Source organism: Chitinophaga sp. LS1 (genome assembly GCF_034274695.1).
GTDB lineage: Bacteria > Bacteroidota > Bacteroidia > Chitinophagales > Chitinophagaceae > Chitinophaga.
On record NZ_CP128362.1, the window covers coordinates 8,119,312 to 8,140,479 of the forward strand.

14 protein-coding genes and 2 tRNA genes are annotated in these 21,168 nt (G+C 44.6%); 11 read left to right on the forward strand and 5 right to left on the reverse strand.

Annotation, left to right across the window (positions count from 1 at the left end; all coding sequences use genetic code 11):
* Positions 1 to 10: 10 nt before the first annotated feature.
* Positions 11 to 3,412 (reverse strand): response regulator, encoded by a 3,402-nt coding sequence (locus tag QQL36_RS33275; protein ID WP_321568217.1) that lies wholly within the window; start codon positions 3,410 to 3,412, stop codon positions 11 to 13.
* A gap of 450 nt (positions 3,413 to 3,862) precedes the next feature.
* Here QQL36_RS33275 and QQL36_RS33280 point away from each other — a divergent pair, with 450 nt between their 5' ends.
* From QQL36_RS33280 to QQL36_RS33305, 6 genes are all read left to right on the forward strand, one after another.
* Entirely contained in the window at positions 3,863 to 4,246 is a 384-nt protein-coding gene (locus QQL36_RS33280) for a response regulator transcription factor (protein WP_321568218.1), read from the forward strand.
* 47 nt (positions 4,247 to 4,293) lie between these two features.
* Positions 4,294 to 5,421, forward strand: coding sequence for a HEAT repeat domain-containing protein (locus QQL36_RS33285; RefSeq protein WP_321568219.1), 1,128 nt, complete (start codon positions 4,294 to 4,296; stop codon positions 5,419 to 5,421).
* Positions 5,422 to 5,427: 6 nt separating this feature from the next.
* Positions 5,428 to 6,888, forward strand: coding sequence for a glycosyltransferase (locus QQL36_RS33290; RefSeq protein ID WP_321568220.1), 1,461 nt, complete (start codon positions 5,428 to 5,430; stop codon positions 6,886 to 6,888).
* Between the two features lie 8 nt (positions 6,889 to 6,896).
* The gene (locus tag QQL36_RS33295; RefSeq protein ID WP_321568221.1) at positions 6,897 to 8,393 is read left to right on the forward strand and encodes a glycosyltransferase; all 1,497 of its coding nucleotides are present in this window, start codon (positions 6,897 to 6,899) and stop codon (positions 8,391 to 8,393) included.
* A gap of 1 nt (position 8,394) precedes the next feature.
* The gene (locus QQL36_RS33300) at positions 8,395 to 11,262 is read left to right on the forward strand and encodes a tetratricopeptide repeat protein (RefSeq protein WP_321568222.1); all 2,868 of its coding nucleotides are present in this window, start codon (positions 8,395 to 8,397) and stop codon (positions 11,260 to 11,262) included.
* Between the two features lie 69 nt (positions 11,263 to 11,331).
* Complete coding sequence (locus QQL36_RS33305) at positions 11,332 to 13,536, forward strand: DUF4838 domain-containing protein (protein ID WP_321568223.1); 2,205 nt, start codon at positions 11,332 to 11,334, stop codon at positions 13,534 to 13,536.
* Between the two features lie 96 nt (positions 13,537 to 13,632).
* Here the strand turns inward: QQL36_RS33305 and QQL36_RS33310 are convergent, their stop codons facing one another.
* Together QQL36_RS33310 and QQL36_RS33315 are read right to left on the reverse strand one after the other, a co-directional pair.
* Positions 13,633 to 14,277 carry a type 1 glutamine amidotransferase domain-containing protein gene (locus QQL36_RS33310; RefSeq protein ID WP_179091050.1) on the reverse strand — a complete coding sequence of 215 codons (645 nt, stop codon included), beginning with the start codon at positions 14,275 to 14,277 and terminating at the stop codon, positions 13,633 to 13,635.
* Between the two features lie 403 nt (positions 14,278 to 14,680).
* Complete coding sequence (locus tag QQL36_RS33315; RefSeq protein ID WP_321568224.1) at positions 14,681 to 16,219, reverse strand: alpha-N-arabinofuranosidase; 1,539 nt, start codon at positions 16,217 to 16,219, stop codon at positions 14,681 to 14,683.
* Positions 16,220 to 16,376: 157 nt separating this feature from the next.
* Here QQL36_RS33315 and QQL36_RS33320 point away from each other — a divergent pair, with 157 nt between their 5' ends.
* The 3 genes from QQL36_RS33320 (at position 16,377) to QQL36_RS33330 (ending at position 17,426) form a co-directional block, all read left to right on the forward strand.
* Positions 16,377 to 16,565, forward strand: a complete 189-nt coding sequence (locus tag QQL36_RS33320) for an SRPBCC domain-containing protein (protein ID WP_083722137.1) — start codon at positions 16,377 to 16,379, stop codon at positions 16,563 to 16,565.
* Between the two features lies 1 nt (position 16,566).
* Positions 16,567 to 17,253, forward strand: a complete 687-nt coding sequence (locus QQL36_RS33325; RefSeq protein ID WP_321568225.1) for an AraC family transcriptional regulator — start codon at positions 16,567 to 16,569, stop codon at positions 17,251 to 17,253.
* 100 nt (positions 17,254 to 17,353) lie between these two features.
* A tRNA-Gly gene (locus tag QQL36_RS33330) sits at positions 17,354 to 17,426 on the forward strand.
* Between the two features lie 457 nt (positions 17,427 to 17,883).
* Here the strand turns inward: QQL36_RS33330 and QQL36_RS33335 are convergent.
* A complete protein-coding gene (locus QQL36_RS33335; protein WP_321568226.1) occupies positions 17,884 to 18,912 on the reverse strand; it encodes a glycosyltransferase family 2 protein in 1,029 nt (342 codons plus the stop codon).
* Between the two features lie 96 nt (positions 18,913 to 19,008).
* On the opposite strand from QQL36_RS33335, the gene QQL36_RS33340 reads away from it, so the two are divergent.
* Complete coding sequence (locus QQL36_RS33340) at positions 19,009 to 20,157, forward strand: sensor histidine kinase (RefSeq protein WP_083722141.1); 1,149 nt, start codon at positions 19,009 to 19,011, stop codon at positions 20,155 to 20,157.
* An 81-nt stretch (positions 20,158 to 20,238) separates the two neighbouring features.
* Positions 20,239 to 20,322: transfer RNA gene (locus QQL36_RS33345), tRNA-Leu, on the forward strand.
* 214 nt (positions 20,323 to 20,536) lie between these two features.
* Here QQL36_RS33345 and QQL36_RS33350 read toward each other — a convergent pair.
* Entirely contained in the window at positions 20,537 to 21,079 is a 543-nt protein-coding gene (locus QQL36_RS33350) for a hypothetical protein (RefSeq protein WP_321568227.1), read from the reverse strand.
* Positions 21,080 to 21,168: the final 89 nt, after the last annotated feature.

Consider the following 21,168-nt stretch of genomic DNA (forward strand, 5'->3'; position numbering starts at 1 on the left):
CGTTACAAGGTTATACCATCCAAACATGCATTAATGATAAAAGTTTACTGCTGTCGATGGGCTTTGCTATATAATCTGATGCTCCAGCGGCAATACATTTTTCTCTGTCCCCCGCCATAGCTTTTGCAGTTAGTGCAATTACCGGCAGATTTTGATAACGAGGATTAGCTCTGATGTGGCGCATGGCTTCGTAGCCATCCATTTCCGGCATCATGATATCCATTAGTACTAACCGAATATCAGGATTTTCTTCCAATCTTTCAAGTGCTTCTTTTCCATCGGCAGCTGTCACGACATCCATACCATGTCCAGCCAACAATGCACTCAGGGAAAATACATTTCGCATGTCATCATCAGCCAGTAGCACTTTCAGTCCATCCAGGTTCCTTTCTGTTTTAGGTGCTCTGTCTGAAGGCTTTTGAGAATCAGACGCAGTCAGTTTGTACAGGAAGAGTTCAAGTTCGTCCATCAACCGGTCTCCGGAGAAGGTGGAGTTTCGGACGATGGCAGCAGCGTTCTTCTTCAGCGCCAGCTCATCGGCTTCTGAAATGTCGTGATCGAGATAGACGATCACCGGCACGTCTCTGGCAGTGCTGATCTGCTTGAGTTGGTTCAGCCTTGCTATGCTTTCTGAAATATCTGTACCGGCATCGAGTACGATCCCGTCATATTGATGGGATTGTAGTTCCAGGGCAGCTTCCCCCAGTGTTTTCACCAGGTGGTACTGGGTTTGTAACTGCCTTTCGTCACTCAGTGATTGCAGGAAAGGGTGATGGAGTAATACCCCGTCTGAGATTACGAGCACCTTTTTCAGTCTGGCTTCCAGCTGGGAGCTGATACCATTGAAGACACTCTCCAGGTCGGTCACCTGCAGTGGCTTCTGCGTATATCCCTCTACTTTATCACGTACCTGCAGAGAGATCTCTCCGGCAGATACTACGTGTACGAGTATATGTTTCAGCTCTTCATTGTTCTTCAGGATCTTGAGGATACTGCTGCCATCTATCAATGGCAGGTTCATATCTAATATAATAGCCGCTGGCAGGAACTTGCGGGCGAAGAACAGGCCATCATTACCATTCAGGGCAACGATGGTTTTGAATCCTTTCTGCCGCGCGAAGTCACGGAGGATAGAGGCAAAGTTGGCATCGTCTTCGACGATGAGAATGAGTTTATCCTGTTTGCCCAATGCATTACGATCGTCATCTACCAATTGTTCTTCAGGTGGGGCTACTTCTCTTACCACTACAGGTGCTTCCTTTACGATAGCAGGTGCAGGTGATGCATTCGAAACCGCATTGGTGCCGGTCTGCATCACAATCGTAAAGGTGCTGCCATGACCTTCAGTGCTGAATAACCTGATTTCTCCACCCAGGCGTTTCATCAGTTCCTTGCTTATGCTCAGTCCCAGGCCGGTACCACCGTATTTACGGCTGGTAGAGCCATCAGCCTGACGGAAGGCTTCGAATATCAATTGTTGTTTATCAGCAGGAATACCGGTTCCGGTATCTGATACAGCGATGTGCAGGCCATCGGGGTGCAGGGTCCAGGCCAGTTCGATGGTGCCGTCTTTCGGCGTAAATTTAAAGGCATTGGAAAGCAGGTTTTTAATGACCTGTTCCAGGCGCTGGCCATCCGTTTGTATCATGGCTGGTACAGCAGGATCTATGTTGGTAATGAAGTTGATATGCTTTTCATCTGCAACGACATGAAAGAGTTGTTCCAGGTCGCTGGTAATACTCCTGACAGCTACGGGTTCGATATTCATCTCTACCTTTCCTGCTTCAATTTTGGAGAGATCCAGGATATCGTTGATGAGTTTGAGCAGGTCGGAGCCGGATTTGTGAATGATACTGGCGTATTCCATCTGCTTTGGACTCAGGTTTTGTTCCTTATTTTCTTCCAGCAGGCGGGCCAGGATCAGCACACTATTCAGAGGAGTACGCAGTTCGTGCGACATATTTGCCAGGAATTCAGATTTATAGGTACTGCTTTGCTCCAGTTCTTCTGCTTTTTTAGACAATTCCTGTCTTGCCATTTCAAGGGCTTTGTTCTGCACGCTAATTTCATCGTTTACCTGGCGCAGTTCTTCTTCCTGAACTCTTAGTTCCTCTTCAGAAGCCTGCAGGATTTCGGACTGGCGGGTCAGTTCTTCGTTGGATTGACGTAATTCTTCCTGCTGGGTTTCGAGTATTTCTTTCTGGTCCTGTACCCTGGTGAGTAGTTCCAGTACTTTCTTGCGGGAGGCAGCCGCGTTGACAGCTACGGCTGTGGCGTGAGCGGTATTGCGCAGCAATTCCATGGCCCTTTCAGAAAGCGGGGTAAATGAAACGAGTTCTATCAACCCTACCAGGTCGTTATCATGCCACAGGGGCAGGCATATAACAATACCGGGGGTATTGTTGCCTGTGGCAGATTCAAGTCGCCAATAGCTGGCCAGAATATCTTTGACAACTGTCAGTTCTTTGTGGGTGGCAGCTTCACCGGTGATGCCTTCATTCAATGCATAGAATTTTTTAACAGTGGCAGGCAGTCCTTTGCCGGCACAAAGTTTCAGCAGTTTATTATCCACATCATAACAATAGAAAGCGCCACCGGGAAGGTCAAGATAATTGACCAGGGCTTGTAGATTTTTATAGGCGAGGGTGTCAATAACGGCATCCCCCTGCAAGCTTTCATTGATCAGGCTCATACCGGTGAGCAGCCAGTTGTTGGCATTTGCATTTTGATTGAGTGTTTCCGTTTCCTCTAATTTTACCTGCAATTCTTTTTGGGCTTTGAAGCGGATGTTAAACTCCCGGAAGGAGATGGTCATGAGTATGATAGCTACAAGCAGGATAAAGGCTGTATTAAGAATGAGGGCTGTAAAGGCAACCTCAACGTTTTCTATATTTGCCCCGTTTCTGTTGGCAAGCAGCAGTCGTTCTTCGACAATCATATCCTGGAAATCATTATGAATTTTTTCCAGCATTGCCCGCTCTTCTTTTGTGATTTCCATGGCATGGGAAAACACAAAACTGGTATCGTGCCTCACTCCCAGCCCTTCCCAATAATTTAGGATTCCTATCAATTCTTTTTCTATGGCAATCGTTCTTTTGAGCTGGCTGGCATTGTCCATCACCCTTTTACGGAGGTCGTAAAAGGCTGGCAATATTTTTGGACGTATATCGAAGTAAGGGTCAAGGTATTTGAACTCATGAGTGTTCCTGTAGGCGGTTCCTGCAGATTCGATTTCGTAAATATATTTGTTGATACGTTGTGCAGTCGTAATGACTTCATAGGATTGTTCGACCCATTCGGCCTGTGAGCGTTGTTTCTTGAAAGTAATGTAGGTAAAGACACCCCCTCCTATTACCAATAATATGGCGAAAGAGAAGCCTAGATACAGACGTGTTCTTAAGGAGTTCTTCATAGTTAACAAATATAATACAGATTCGATATAGTAAGGGCACTATAAGGGCATCAAAAGGTCACTTCAATATCCTTTGGATAATGAGATGCCCTATTGGAGACCTTATAATAATGAGTTTGTGATACGGCTTACGTATATAAATCTCAATTATATGGCTATAATTCCTTTGTTGGTAGTAATTTGCAGCTATATTCGAGTGCATAAAATCGTAAACAGAACATTTACCGCCCCGAATAATTTTAAATAATTTATAATGTTAAAAAATTAACGAATCGTTTGCAAAAAGGTGAAAACCTTTAGGGGTGATTTCGAGTATATATGGGTAAGCCATTAGTAGACCATGCAAAATCGCCTTCACTTCAACAAAAACGTGAACAATTTTTTATCATACACTAAAAACATACGGTTGTACATCCCGTACCGCCATTCATCAAAAATAAAAGCCAATATATGAGTAGTAAAATTCTGCTTATTGAAGATGATGAAGTGATGCCGAAGATTGTAGAAAGGATCCTGCACAAAGAAGAATACAAGATTGAACATGTGACGAATGGCAAGGAAGCCTTCCAGAAGCTGGAGGATACCAACTACGACTTTGATCTTATCATTACTGATATTATGATGCCATATGCCAATGGTTTCGAAATACTCAGTAAAGTAAAAAACCGTAAAGAGGGTAAACCAATTCCCGTGATTATTGTTTCTAATGCAGGGAACGAAGATATCATCCTCGAAGGCTTCAAACTGGGAGCTGACGATTTTCTGAAAAAGCCGGTGATACCCGGAGAGTTATTGATCAGGGTAAAAAGGCTGCTGATGCAATATAGCCGGTAATTACCGTTGGATATTCTATGTGACTGATGACCAATTGACCAATCCTTATGGAATTTAGCTTTTACGAATTCAGGTATGCTCCCCTGAGTATACAGATTGCATCCACTTTTATTGTTGTTGCCATTGTGTGTACGTTCTTTGCGTACCTCTCTATACTGGTCGGCAGGTACAAAGCCTACCGCCAGTCAGAAAGGTTGAAGAACCTGCACCCGATCATCGATGACCAGCTCATGGAGCACATCCTCCTGAATGAAGAGCTGGCCAGCGACGTGCCTGCCGACCATGTACAACTTCCTCTTGAAAGCTTTCAACAACCCATATTTGAAAAGAAATGGGCCCGTCAGGCGCTCATTGACCGTCTCATCCATTATAGAAATAATGTAAGAGGGGCGATGGGGGAACAATTGCGTAACCTGTACATTCAGCTGGATCTGGACAAGGATTCCCTGAAGAAAATGAAATCCCCTAAATGGGAAAGAAAGGTGCAGGCGCTGGCAGAGCTGAGCAACATGAACATGTCTATTGCTGACGTAAGCATCCTTCCGCTTACGAACAGTAATAACCGTGAGCTTCGTGCCGCTGCGCGTCATGCTTATATCAAGCTGAGTAAAAACGAGCCGTTCAAGTTCTTTGATGTGGTGACAGAGCCGCTGCTGCTCTGGGACCAGGTAGAGCTCTTTAAGATCATCTCTACAACTGAGCACATCGCTATTCCCAATTTTGCACAATGGATCACTTATTCTTCCAATAAATCGATTGTATCTTTCTGTCTGAAGCTGGTGGTGCACTATAATCAGTTAAGTGCCGTACCTGCTGTAATCAAACTGCTGGATACCAAAGATCACTATGTTCGTGCCGATGCCATTAACTGCCTGGGTAAGATGAAGATTGAAGATGTGGAAGAGAAACTGGTACACATGTATAACAGCCAGCCCCTCAATTGCCGGCTGGAAATACTGAAGGCATTCGGTAGGATCAGTAGTGGAAAGTATGTAGATTTTCTGCGTCAGGAATTCCTGCACGCCACCGATTTCGAAGTTCGTAAACATGCGGCCAAATCTCTCATTAATAATAAATGGGCAGCCAAAGGACTGATACAGGAGCTGATTGATACTGCTACGTCAGAAAACAAGCTGATCCTGAAACATAGCATGAACCCGTTAATAAAATTCTAGTTGTGAATGGATAATATCTGGGAAACTCTCGGACGAATATATGAGAATAGCGTTTTCATTTATGGTTCAATACTGCTGGTAACATACGCCTTGCTGGCTATCTTCTCAATGATATCCGTACGTGCATATGCCAAGAGGGACAATGCGGATCAGCTGAATACATTGCTCAGCTCTCCATTAGCCCCTGGCATTACTGTGCTGGCACCTGCCTTCAATGAAGGTCTTACCATTATATTTAATGTACGCTCACTGCTCACGATGAACTACCCCCGATATGAGATTATCATTGTCAATGATGGTAGTACGGATGACAGTCTGCAACAAATGATCGATGAGTTTGAGCTGGTGGAAGTTGACTTCGCCTACAATGCCAAGATCCAGACCAAGCCGGTACGCAAGATCTTTAAATCGTCGAATCCTGCCTACGCCAAACTGATGGTGATAGACAAAGTGAATGGTAAAAGTAAGGCCGATGCTGTGAATGCAGGTATCAATGCCGCTAGTTATCCTCACTTTGTATGTACAGACGTGGATTGTATTCTGGATAAAAACACCCTGCTGGAACTGATCAAACCGGTGATGCAGGAAGAGAAAAAACGGGTAATCGCAACAGGTGCTACCCTCCGTATTGCGAACTCCTGTGAGTTCGACCAGGGTGTGATGACCCGTATGCGGCCTCCGCGACAGCTCCTCCCCCGCTTCCAGGAAGTGGAATATATTCGTGCATTCGTGTTAGGTAAAATGGGGTGGACCCTGCTCAACTGCGTTCCGAATGTATCAGGTGGTCTCGGCCTTTTTGATAAGGAAATCGCGATACGCAGCGGGGGATATGACCATAGTTCCTTTGGGGAAGACATGGAGCTGATGACACGTATGTGCCGCTATGCACATGACAACAAGATTGACTACGCTATCCGCTATATACCAAAGACTCTCTGCTGGACAGAAGCACCTGTGACCGTTAAGATCTTTAACCGCCAGCGTACCCGCTGGGCCAGAGGTCTTGCACAGCTGATGTATGCCCACTTCGGGATGTTCTTTAATCCAAAGTATGGCAGAATGGGGATGATCATTTTCCCGTACAACTTCTTCTTTGAGCTGCTGGCGCCAATCATTGAGTTCACTGGTATCATCTACTATATTGTAATGACCATCTTCGGCCTCATCAACTGGCCTACGGCACTGATATTACTATTATTTGTATATACGTATTCGGTAATGATCACAACCATAGCTATCCTATGGGATCAGCTATCGTTTAAATATTACCGGACGTGGAAGGAAGTCGCTTTTCTGTGTACCACACCATTCATGGAATTCTTCCTCTATCATCCGCTGATCGTGATTTTTGCCCTTCGTGGATATTGGTATTTCCTGACAGGGAAGAAAAGTGCCTGGGGCAACATGCAGCGACGCGGATTTCAGCAAACACCTAAACCAGCTGCTACAGCAGCTACAGCTAAATAAATACGCCTGTGGAACTGATAAGAAATTTTTACGAAGGCTTTGTGTTCATTTATGGTTGTACAATGCTGTTTATGTATGCGTTGCTGGCATTCCTTTCCCTGAGAGGCATCCGGAAATTCCAACGTAAGAACAGCTATGTAGATTATACCAAGATGCTGCAGTCACCGCTGGCACCCGGTATTTCTATTATAGCTCCGGCCTTCAATGAGGCGGTGACTATTATTCAGAACGTACGCTCACTGCTTACGCTCAACTATCCCACCTTTGAGGTGATCATCGTGAACGATGGCAGTACGGATGATACGCTTCAGAAACTGATCAATGAGTTTGAGCTGGTGGAAATAGACTTTGCTTACAATGCGCGCATCAACTGTAAACCCGTAAAGCGCCTGTTTAAATCGACCAACACGGCTTATGACAAGCTTGTAGTGATCGACAAGATAAATGGTAAAAGTAAAGCAGATGCTTCCAATGCGGGTATCAATGCCGCTGCTTACAACTACTTTCTCTGTACGGACGTGGACTGTATCATTGAGAAGGATACCCTGATGCGCATGATCAAGCCTTTCATGGATGAAGAGCACCATAAGATCAAAGAAATTGGTGAGCCTTGTCCTGAGTGTGGTTTTGTACATGTGAAAGAAGACAGTATCCGTGTAATTGCAACAGGGGCTACTCTCCGTATTGCCAACAGCTGTGAAATTGACGAAGGGGTGATCACCCGTGTACGTCCACCGGAAAAGTGGCTGCCACGTTTCCAGGAAATGGAGTACCTGCGTGCTTATGTACTTGGTAAAATGGGGTGGAGTGTGATCAACTGTGTGCCGAACGTATCTGGTGGCCTGGGTTTGTTTGACAAGGAAATCGCGATCAAAGCCGGTGGTTACGACAGTAAATCATTTGCGGAAGATATGGATATCATTACACGTATGTGTACGTACATGATTGACAATAATCTGAAGTACGCCATCCGTTACATTCCTACAACACAATGCTGGACGGAGGGTCCTCCAAACATGAAAGTATTCAGCCGTCAGCGTACCCGCTGGGGTCGCGGTCTGGCAGAGATCATCACGATACACAGAAAGGTCATCTTCAATCCCCGTTACAAACAGTTGGGGATGGTCGTATTACCGTACAACCTGTTCTTCGAATTCCTTGCTCCCATTATCGAATTTACAGGGATCATTTATTATATCTACCTCATTATTACCAACCAGATCAACTGGCAATATGCATTGATACTGCTGGCGTTCGTGTACTTCTATTCTGTGATGATCACGACACTCGCAATATTATGGGACCATAAGACCTATCAATACTACCGTACCTGGAGAGAGGTATTGGGGCTGGCACTCATGGCTTTTATTGAACCTTTCATATACCATCCGCTCATCGTATTCTTTGCCCTGCGAGGTTATTTCAACTTCCTTACGGGTAAGAAACACACATGGGGAAATATGCAGCGTCAGGGATTTGGTAAGAAAAAACCTGCAAACACGTAAGATGATGTCTCTTTTTAAACATATACTATCAGGTATCCTGATATGCCTGTCCTTACAGGTAGAAGCGCAATTATTTAAGAAAGGCCCGGATGCGGACGACCTCTATAATGAGGCGGTGAAAGAAACTAAAGCGCAACATTATGCAAAAGCGATAGAGCTATCTAAGGCTGCGCTGGCAAAAAGGCCTGAGTTCACTGATCAGGAATTGCTGCTGGGCAGGTTGTATATGCTCACTGGTCAGACAGAACAAGCACGTAAGCATGTAAAAGCAGTACTGACCAAAGATCCGTTGTACAGAGATGCCTACCTGTATGCGATCAATATTGAGTTGGGCGCAAAGAAATATGATGAAGCAGAGTGCTATGTAGATGAAGGATTGTACCACTTTCCTGCAGACAGAGACCTGATGCTGAAAAAGCTGGGGATACTGGATGCCGGTGAAAACTTCTTCCAGGGCGGCATCTATGCGACGTCATTATTAGAAAAATATTCTTCCGATACTGTAGTGACCCGTGCTTATACCGGCCACTATATGCAGGCAGGCCACTTTTACCAGGTAAGAGGTAACCAGCCACTGGCACAGCAGAATTATGAAAGAGCACTGCTGGTAGATCCGAATAACAGGGAAGCAAAAGAGGCAATCACCAGTATGTATATCCGTAGTGGCAGCTATACCAGCGCCATGGAACGGATCAATGCAGAACTGGCAACGAATCCGGGTTCTTATGACCTGATGATGCGTAAACTGGGGTTGTTGCAGGATACACATGACTATGCCGGCGCACTGGCATACTTACAGATCATACTGAAAAGATTCCCGAACGATGGTAAAGCACGTAGTATAGATGCCCCATTACGTATGGAAGCTGCTGCGTGGTATGCCAATACAGATCCTTACTTATTGTATGAAGGTGTGCTGGAAAAGAATCCCGGCAACCGTGAAGCACTGGATAAAGTAATTGGGTTAAGCATGTCTCGTGGTGCATATCGCGAGGCGCTGGCATGGATAAACCGTGGGTTGAAAAATAGCCCGAATGATCAGCGCCTGCTGGCACTGAAAATGGATGTACTGGAAAGCGACCGGAAATTCACTGAAGCCGCTGCGCTGGCAGAAAAACTGCGTCAGAGCAATCCGGGGAATGCGGATCTGAAAAGCAGGTATACTGCCCTGAAAATAGCCAGTGGCAGGGATTATCAGTCACAGCAGCAGTACGACCTGGCATTGTCTGAATTCAACAAAGCGTTACAGGCAGATCCTAAAGATACCGCTGCGCTGGACATGACTGCAAATACGTACATCATCCAGAAGGATAACGTACGTGCGTTGCAGGTGTTAGATAAAGCACTACAAACATATCCAAATAATACCCGCTTCCTCATAAAGAAGAGCAGTGTACTGGCGGACATGGGACAATATGATGAAGCGGCAGCGATTGCATCCCAACTGCTGGAACGTAATCCGGGTGATGAACGCTATCAGGCGAACCTTGTGGATTTACGTCTTACAGCGGGTCGTATCCTGATGCAATCAGAAGAGTATGATATGGCAGCAGGGCAATTCAGGGCAGTACTGGCAGAACAGCCGAACAACCCTGATGCTATTAACTACCTCATCAATATGGAAACTGCGGTAGGGCAACCAGACAGCGCATTGCTCTATGCTGATCAGGGATTGAAATATTATCCTGATAATAAAGATCTTTTACTGAAGAAAGCAGGTGTATTAACCAGTTTACACAGGTATAATGAATCGAATGACATCACCTATCAGCTGATGCAGCGTTATCCATTTACCGTGAAATACCGGAATGCCTATACAGAAGGTTTATTGTCACTCGGCACATCCTATCAGCGGAACAGTCAGCCGGATAGCGCACTGGCAGTATTCAAACAGGTACTGGCAGTGAACAGACGTGATTCATTGGGTTTATTGTATAGCATTAATCTGCTGAATGGTAAACAACAATATGATAGTGCACTGGTATATGCAAATGAAGGGATCAGGTACTATCCTAATAATGATGCTTTTGTACAAAAGCGTGCTGTGACCCTTGAGAATAAAAAGGAATGGGTGGCGGCAGCCGCAGCTGCGGATTCTGTAGTATTGTTGAAGAATAACCCGGTGAATGTGGATTATGCAGACTACCTGAAGAGTAAAACGCTGAAGAATCAGTTTGGCATGTATTACCTGCATACCAATTATGATTATTCTGATACGAAATACAACATTGCAACACTGGAATACCGTCACTATATACCGCGCGGTTCCTGGGCTGCCAGGCTGAACTATGCAGGTCGTACACAGGGTACGGGGCTGATGGGTGAAGCGGAGATCTATTATAACCATACGCCTAAGATGTATTCTTATGGTCTGGTGAACTACTCCAATGGGATTGTGTTTCCACAGCTCAGACTGGGGTACTCCCTGTTCAAAACCTTCAGGCATAATATAGAAGGGGAACTGGGGCTGCGCTATTTAAAAGGAGATAGTATCAACAGTATATCAGGGCTCGCTTCTGTGGCTAAAACATGGAAGGATTTCTGGGTAAACTTCAGGGCGTACTTTATCAGCGACTCGCCTAACTTCTATACCTCCTTTAACCTGACGAGCAGGTATTATATGAACCGCAACCAGGATTATCTCATGTTTGTGGCAGGGTTGGGTACATCGCCGGATGATAAGAGCCGGTTGGTGCAGTTCCCGAAACTGGCCGGGTTATTGACACGAAGTGTGGGCGCCGGTTATATGAAGACATTCAAATACCGGACTACAGTTGGACTTAATGCCACCTGGATCAATCAGAAGATTACTGATACGGACTTCCAGAACCAATATGATCTTTATATAACTTTACAACGTAAGTTTTAAATATACTGACTCCCTCCCTGATACAGAGGGAGTTTTTTTTCAGTCTAATTTTAAATTTTCATGTTCAGAATGATGCACTCATTGTTATTAGCATTGACCCTTTTTTCATGTCAGTCTACGGTTTCCCGGATAGATCTGAAGAAGCATGTGATAGTGTTACCCGTAGAACCGACAAAGAATGAAACGCATGCAGGGTCCGTATTGCAGGATTACGTGAAGCGGATATCGGGGGTGACATTGGCTATTGTAAAAGAGAACAGTTACCAGAAGAATCAGGCGGCGATCTTTGTGGGGAATACGGAGCAAGGGGTTTCTTTTGGTAAATTAAAAGGAGAAGGATTTATAATTGCGTCTGATGCGAAGAATGTATATATCAAAGGCGGTACAGGAAAAGGTGTGGTGTATGGAGTGTATACATTAATAGAGAAATACTTTGGCGCACGGAAATATGCGGAGGGGCCGGCTTTTATACCAGCATCAAAAGATGTTAGCGTGCCGCAGCAGTTGATGGATAAGGAGGAACCGACACTGGTGTACAGGGAGACGTATTACCCCGCTGCGTTTGACAATGAATACCTGGAATGGCATAAGCTGCATAGATTTGAAGATCTGTGGGGGGTATGGGGGCATTCATTCTTTAAGATTGTGCCACCAAAGACTTATTTTTCTGCACATCCGGAATACTATGCATTGGTAGATGGGAAGAGACAGGCTACGCAGTTGTGTCTGAGTAATGAGGGGGTGTTTAAAATAACGGTGGATTATTTACGGCATGCGATTGCTGATAACCCGGATGCTTTGTATTGGTCGATTGCGGCAGAAGATGGAGGGGGATTTTGTACCTGTGATCAGTGTAGTAAGGTGAATAAGGAAGAAGGGAGTGCCGCTGGAACATTGATCCGGTTTATTAACAGAGTAGCTGCTCAATTTCCGGATCAGCATTTTACGACACTGGCGTATACCTATACCGCAAAGGCGCCATTAAAGACGAAGCCAGCTGCTAATGTGTATATTATGCTGAGTAGCATTGATGCTTACAGGCAGGAGCCATTGAGCACGATTCCTTCTGCAGCGGATTTCAGGAAGAACCTTGAAAGCTGGGGGGCATTGACAGATAATCTCTTTGTATGGGATTATACAACGCAGTTTACGAATTACCTGGCGCCATTTCCTGATTACAATAATTTACAGCCGAACTTACAATACATGACTGCGCATAAAGTGCGTGGGGTGTTCTCACAGGGAAGTGGAGATACGTATGGGGATATGGGGGCTTATAATGCTTATTTGCAGGCTCAATTACTGTGGGATCCTTCGGTGGATGCAGCGGCGGTTACGAAGGATTTTTTTAACGGGTATTATGGTAAAGCGGGTGCGGCTATGTTGGAATATGTGCAGACGTTAAGTGAGTCTAAGGCGCAGTTGGATATTTATGGAAATCCTGTGGCAAGTGCAAAGAACTATTTATCGCCGGAGGCTATTGATAAATATTCTACCATTTTGGATAAAGCAGAGGCAGCGGTAGAAGATCCATATTTAAAGAGAGTATATAATGCAAGATTGGGGCTGGAATATTGTGTGCTGCAGCAGTCACGTTTCTTTGGAACGGATAAGTATGGGTATTTACAGGCTTCCGGAAATGGGTATGTGGTGAATCCACGCTGGCCTGAGCGGGTGAAGAAATTTGTGGCGCAGTGTAAGGTGGCGGGTGTAAAGGAGATATCAGAGGGAGGTGCTTCGCCGGATGCGTATCAGCAGGAATGGGATAGTATTTTTTCGAAGAAGTGGGTGAATAGTCTGGCGTTTGGTGCGAAAGTGACATTGGTGAATCCGCCATCGGATGAATATCCGGCAAAGAGAGAAAGGACGCTGACGGATGGGTTATTGGGTACGAAAGATTTTAGTATTAACTGGTTGTTTATTTATGGAAAAGATCTGGTGGCGACGATAGATTTAGGGGGAGAAAAGACGGTGAATACAGTACAGATGAATTTCCTGAATGATCCAAGGCATTATATATTTACTCCTGCTACGATTACCGTGGAGACATCTGTGGATGGTGTGCATTTTACACCTGCGGGTACGCAGAAGAGTGCTTTTCCTGCAGAAGAGGATTATACAACGAGTATTAATACGTTTAAGTTTGGATTGTCAGCAGTGCATGCCCGGTATGTGAGAGTGACTGGGCAGTGTCAGGCTGCGGTGCCGGGGTGGCGGGGAGCGCCGCCTACGAAGAAGGCTTCGGTGTGTTGTGATGAAGTGTATGTATTTTAAAAATAGAAGTTTATGTATTCTAAATATTACAAAGGGTCGGTGCAGTGCACCGACCCTTTGTAATTCTGCAGCCAGTAATTGCTTCGCAATCATTGGCTATATTTTAAAATGCACATAATAATTACTTTCTAATTGCTCTATCACTGCTTCCGCCGTTTCTACAGCCGCGGCTGCATTCCGGCCTGTGATAATATTTTCATCCGTCACGACCTTTTCTCCTTTATAGAATACGGCGCCGATTTCTTTCAATCTTGTTTCCAAAGGGAAAGGGACTTCTCCTTTTTCTTCATCATTTGAAATTGCCGTAATATTCTTCCCTGCGAGTAAGCTCATTCCACTCTTATCTTTTGAACAACACAACCCTGCCACCCCGTGTGCCACAGCCGCGATGGGCTTATGCGCCTTGTTGAAATCCTGCAATAAACCATTCAGTTCCTTATTATCTACCAGGTCCCACATTGCTCCTCTCCCACCTGCAATAAAGATGGAATCAAAATCCTCGGCACTCACCTCAGACAACCTGAGCGAGTTAGCCAGCCAGTAGACGACGTCCTGATCAGCCAATAACTGTTGGTGTTGCTCTGCGGTTGGATCTAAGGTAACCCGGCCACCTTTGGGTGAAGCGACCTGAACTTCTGCGCCGGTTTCGATAAATGCATAGTAAGGGGCTGCCAGTGTATCAAGCCATAGACCTGTGTTACCTGGCTGATGGTGGGTTGTGGTTACTAACAATATCTTCATAAGCATTTGTTTTTGACGCAAATACTGCTGCAATAATAATGCCCCGGAGGGGTGCTCCGGGGCATTGGATTGTTAAAGAACTGCAATTATTTAAAAGGTACTTATTTAAGGTTGATTAGGTTAAGATTACTTATTATGAAGTTGCCTTGCTTTAGGATTACTTATTACGAGGCGACTTGTTTTTAAGATTACTTATTGCAAGGCGACTTATTTTAAGACGGCTTGTTTTAAGGTTACTTATTACAAGGCGACTTATTTTAAGACGGCTTGTTTTAAGGTTACTTATTGCAAGGCGACTTATTTTAAGGCGGCTTGTTTTAAGATTACTTATTGCAAGGCGACTTATTTTAAGACGGCTTGTTTTAAGGTTACTTATTACAAGGCGACTATTTTTAAGGTTCCCTTATTTTAAGGTGACTACTACGACAGAAGTAGCTGGCAGTTCTACAACAAGGTCATTCCCTTGTTTCTTCGCACCATTGAAAGTAGCGATCTTCACCTTGTCTGGCTTTTCGAAGGTATTGATGTCGGTATATTTACCAGAGGTAAGTACCTGACCGGTTGCGGTCTTCCATTGTACATCCTGCAGACTTGCTTTTACAGTGATCTTTTTGGATGGATCCAGGTTGACGAAAGAGATATGCACTGCTCCGGTAGAATCTTTGGATGCAGAGGCATTTACCGCAGGGATGCTTTCGTTGCCATTGGTATATAATGGGCTATTCAGCTGAATAGGCAGGTAAGCGGCGTCCATGTGTACCTGGAACAGGTCAAATACATAGTAAGTAGGAGTCAGCAGCATTTTTTCCTTGTCGGTCAGGATCAGGGCCTGTAATACGTTTACAGTCTGCGCCAGGTTGGCTAATCTTACACGGTCGCTGTGGTTGTTAAAGATATTGAGTGTAGAGGCGGCGATCAGGGCGTCTCTGAGGCTATTTTGCTGATAGAGGAAACCGGGGTTTGTGCCTGGTTCCACATCTGTCCAGATACCCCATTCGTCAACAGCCAGGGCTACTCTCTTTTTAGGATCGTATTTATCCATGACAGCGGAGTGTTTGGTCACGAGCGTGTCCATGACCAGGCATTTCCGCATTGTGGTAAAGTACTCTTTTTCGTCGAAGCTGGTAGCAGAACCTTTGTGGCCCCAGTCGCCAGGCAGGGTGTAATAGTGTAAGGACAGTCCCCACATCATGTGCAGCGGAATATCTCTCATACAAACCTCCGTCCAGTGGTAGTCAAAGTCGCTGGCGCCGCTGGCCATTCTTTTCAGTTTTGCACCCGGATAGTCGCGGGCATAAGTAGCATAGCGACGGAATTGGCCGGCATAGAATTCGGGGGTCATGTTACCACCGCAACCCCAGCTTTCGTTGCCTACACCCCAGAAACCGACTTTCCAGGGGGCAGGGTGACCGTTTTCAGCACGGAGCTTGCTCATTGGGCTTACACCGTCGAAGTTGAAGTACTCTACCCATTTAGACATTTCTTCAACAGTACCGCTACCTACATTCGCAGAGATGTAAGGCTCTGTGTGCAGCAGTTCGCAGAGGTCCATGAATTCGTGGGTACCGAAGGAGTTGTCTTCAGTGACACCGCCCCAGTTGGTATTTACCATTTTAGGACGATCGGATCTTTTACCGATACCGTCACGCCAGTGGTATTCATCTGCAAAGCAGCCACCGGGCCAGCGGAGGTTCGGAATGTGGATCTTTTTGAGCGCCTCAACGACATCGAGGCGGATGCGGTCTTTTTTAGGTACGTTCAGTGAAGAGTCAACCCAGAAACCATCATAAATACAATGGCCGAGGTGCTCAGAAAAGTGACCATAGATGTGACGGCTGATCTGGTGATCGGATTTACCAGATACCGTGAGGCTCGCTGTGGTTTGTGCCTTTGTAACCTGCATGATCACCAAAAGCAACAGGAAAGTGAGATTCTTTTTCATATACAATTTTCATTAGCGTAATTGCGAAGACGTGGAACGATGGCTAAGATAGAAAAATTAATTGTCAATTATACAACAATATTTCACCTTTTTATATAAGTATTAATACTCCGTTTAATATAAATGTCAGGTTTTGGTTTGCGTTACATTTGCGGGTATGGAAAAGATTATTTCAAACACACTTACATTGGACGCCTCCCCCGAAAAGGTATGGACCCTACTCACGGAACCAGGTTATGTAAAACAATATATGTACAACAGTGATCTGGTGACTGACTGGCAGGTGGGTCAGCCTGTAATATTTAAAGGGGCATACGCTTATCAGGCAGGAAGGAACATGTTATGATGTGCAGGACCAGCAGCATAATATCATTTATGCGAATGGGTACATGAATACGTTTGAGAATAAATCGCTGGATGCGGAGAATCTAAGTATTGAATTTAGCAGGGAGGCATTTTTGCAATTGACGGAGGGTAGTAATGATACGATGAAGCGATTTGCAGACCGATTAATGGCCGGAGGACCGGTGGTGATGGGTATACAGTCATTGCCTGCAAATGCGACGATACAGCGGGTCATACAGGATATTATACAGTGTAATTTCACGGGGCATTTGAAGAAGCTGTTTTTGTTGTCTAAAAGTATTGAGTTGCTGGTATTGCAGGCGGATGCGTGGCACCAGGCTTTTCAGTTTAGGGAGCGGCAGCAGTATAAGCGGGATGATGTGGAGCGGATTCATTATGCGCGGGAGTACCTGATCAATAATATTGAAATGCCGCCGAGTTTGTCGGAGTTGTCGAGGATAGTGGGGATCAATGAGTTTAAGTTGAAGAAGAAGTTTAAGGAGGAATTTAATACGACGGTATTTGGGTATTTGGCGGATTATCGTTTAGGCATGGCCAGGAGTTTTTTAGAGGAAGGGAATAAGTCGGTAGGAGATATTGCATATGAGCTGGGATACTCGTCACCACAGCATTTCAGTGCGGTGTTCAGGAAGAAGTTTGGGGTGGCGCCGAGTGAGTTGAAGAAATAATTTTTAAAAATATTTGGAGGATTAAAAACAATTCGTACATTTGCAATCCCAATCGCAGCCATGGTGCTGCGAAAAAGGAAAAAAGCTCTTAAAAATACAAGCGGAAGTAGCTCATTTGGTAGAGCACGACCTTGCCAAGGTCGGGGTGGCCGGTTCGAGCCCGGTCTTCCGCTCAGAGATTAAAAGCCTGATAAGATAACTTATCAGGCTTTTTTGTTTTTAATGCATTCTATTAGCCGGCCGTAGACCGGGCTGCTCATAAAAAACCCGCATTTGCCGTAGGCGAATGCGGGTTTTTATTTAAATAAAAAAGAGCCTTCCGGTATGGGACCGAAAGGCTCTTTCAATATGATAGAATCCTTATTTGTATTTAGGATTATAAAGCGTGTTTTCTGGAACATTTACCTCAGGCTTACCAGGATAACGGTGTTTGTACAATTGGTAGCAACCTCCCAGAACAAAAGACAAAAAGCAGAAAATGCTTACATAAAATAAAAATCTGGAAGACGACACCCAGTTATTGGTAAAGTCATTCTTGTTTTCAACAGTATTATTTTCCATATCTAATTATTTCGCATTGCAAACTTACATCATGTCAAATGAAAATCAAAGTAAATTTTTACAATTAATTTACTCTTTTTCCAAAGTTCTGAAAGTCTTCCTGTTCAGGAAATAATACCTCCAGATCATGATCCCATGAAACACTCCTGTCATACCCAGCAGCTTCTTCTGTGGCAGGGGATGTTTCTCTCCTGTATACTTCCTGCGCCAGCGGAGATAATCCACATAAGCTCTGTAAATGGCCGTCATATCTTTGGGTTTTCCTGCTACCAGGCTCTTCACCGCTGCCAGCACATCCAGAAAAAACCGCTGGAAGAGCACGATCCATCTATCATGCGGATGCAGGTTCTTCCACAACATCATCAGGTTATTCCTGAAATTCAGGTACACCTTCCTGGGATTTCCCTGTGGGAGGCTACCTCCACCTACGTGATATACAATAGATTGAGGACAATAGCAGATCCGGTACCCGGCCCGTTTCAATCGCCAGCATAAATCCACCTCTTCCATATGTGCAAAAAAATCCGCATCAAACCCTCCAACCTCATGATAACAGGAAGACCGGATAAACAATGCAGCACCCGTAGCCCAGAAAATATCCTGTTCGTCGTCGTACTGCCCTTCGTCCGTTTCGGTTGTATACAGGATACGTCCACGGCAAAAAGTATATCCCAAAATATCCATCCAGCCGCCCGCAGCACCTGCATACTCAAACTCCGGCTTATTATAATAAGCCCTCAGCTTCGGCTGACAGGCTGCAATATGATGGTCCCTTCTCATTAATGCGACTACAGGTTCAATCCAACCCGGCTCCACTTCCACATCCTGGTTCAGCAATACATAAATATCAGCATGCACATGTTGCAAGGCTTCGTTATATCCCCCGGCAAATCCATTATTAGTACTATTCTGAATAATTTTAACTGCCGGGAAATGCTCGCGTACAAATTTCACGCTATCATCCGTGGAAGCATTGTCTGCTACGTATAACTGCAGGTTCTCATAAGTTGACCTGCATACGGAAGGCAGAAAATCTTCCAGAAACTTACGTCCGTTCCAATTCAGGATGACAACTGCTACCGATGGTATTCCAGACAAAAGATACTGTATTATACGTGAGTAATATATTTAGCGTTGCAAATATGCGAAAAATACGTTAGTGTATAAGGGGTATTCCTTAAATTCGATCCTCATATGTTCAAACAGTTCATAGGCTGGAAATTCCTGCTGGTTACTGCGGCCGTACTCATCATCGTGGGTACGATCTGGTATGTAAGCAGCCTGGCACGCAAGATCGAAGATGAAGAAACCCGTAAGGTGGCTACATGGGTGGCGGCTAACAGAGAGTTGTTACAGGCTCCTGATGAGGCGAACCTAAACCTGGCTGCGGAAATCATTACCAACAATACGACTATTCCTGTGATCATCACTGACCGGGAAGGCCATATCATCGACTCCCGCAATCTCGACACGGTTCGTATGGCGCATGATCCGCAATATATTGAAGATGAACTGACTACATTCAGGAAGCAACACCGTCCATTTATTATGGAGATCGATACCCGGAGTAATCTTTATAACTACATTTATTATGGAGACTCCCTGATCCTCAAACAGGTTCGCTACTATCCATATATACAACTGATGGTGGTGGCCCTCTTTGTGAGTATCATGCTGATCGCCCTCTCCTCTTCTAACCGCGCCGTTCAGAACCTTGTATGGGTAGGGATGGCAAAAGAAACGGCACACCAGCTGGGTACTCCCCTCTCTTCTATAGAAGCGTGGATAGAATTGCTTAAGGAAACGGATGGGAATGAGCTGATGGCAACAGAGCTGACGAAAGATGTGAACCGCCTGAAACTAATCACTGAGCGATTTTCCAAGATCGGTAGTGTGCCGCAGCTGGAAGAGCGGGATGTGATCCACCAGGTGAGTAATATGATGCAGTATATTAAAAAGAGGGCGCCGCAAAAGGTGGTGTTTAACATGCATACGCAGGAAAATGAGATGCCGGCGATGATTTCGCCGTCGTTATTTGACTGGGTGATAGAGAATTTGTTGAAGAATGCGCTGGATGCGATGGAGGGTAAGGGTAGTATTGATATATTTATTGAGAGTCACCCGGCGCATATTATTATTGATATTACGGATACCGGGAAGGGGATTCCGAAGGCTAATTTTGAAAAGGTGTTTAAGCCGGGATTTAGTACAAAGAAGCGTGGCTGGGGGTTGGGGTTGTCACTGGCTAAGCGGATAATAGATGAGTATCATAAGGGGAGATTGACGGTGAAATGGTCAGAAATTGGTAAGGGGACGACGTTTAGGATTTGGTTGAGGAAATAAAAATGGCGGGTTCTGCAGAAAAAGTTTCAATTAAATTTGTTGGTTTTAAAAAAGAATTTAAATTTGCACTCCTTCAAAGCTGCGGAGGTGGCGAAATTGGTAGACGCGCTACTTTGAGGTGGTAGTGCCTGAAAGGGCTTGGGAGTTCGAATCTCCTCTTCCGCACACAGGGCGAAAAATTACATTTTAAAGTAATTTTTCGCCCTTTTTTATTGTGGGAATTGTTGGGATTCAGGTGTTTATAAAGTGGTGTATTTTAAATAAGTGTTCGATAACGGAAATGGGCAAATGAATGTGTTGTTTGGAAGTGAATATCGCGACAACTTAAAATTACTGATTATCAGATAGTTAAAAATAAATTCAAACTAACTTGATTTGATCAGATTCGAATAAATAATAATTTCTTTAGTTTTCTATAATCTGGTGGCTGTTTAGCAAGAATATAATCGATGATATTTCGGATTGATCTCAATGTCAATTTGAGAACTGATCTTATCAACAAGATAATATCTTGTGTTGTTACCCACACCTTTTCGTGGTAACAAAGAAGCTTTTGAGTGTTCATAAACAGTTGTCCTAACATAATCATAGCCATGTGCTTATGCCAGCTTTGAGCGCTTCGGGTTTGATACTCATTTAGACCTAATTCCTTTTTACCTTCTCTAAATGATTTTTCTATAAAGAACCGCTTACACTGCATATAAGCTAACTCTTTCATTGATGCTCCAGGTTTGTAGCACAGACTATATTTAATGGTGCCGTCAATATCCTTTCTAATTAATAATTGCAGTAGCTGACGTTTCTCTGTTAACGGATTGAATATATAAATCTCTCTACAATGGAACCAGGCAAAAAGCTTCTTCCCTTTGCTTTGATGACGTACCTTCATCCAGGTCCAATCTTTCTTTTTCAGTCCGGACATGTATTTCCGGATTGATATAGATTCTCTGTTTGGTCGTGCATAAACACTTTTTCGTCCTCTCTTTCCGGGGACGCTGACAGGGACTCTCA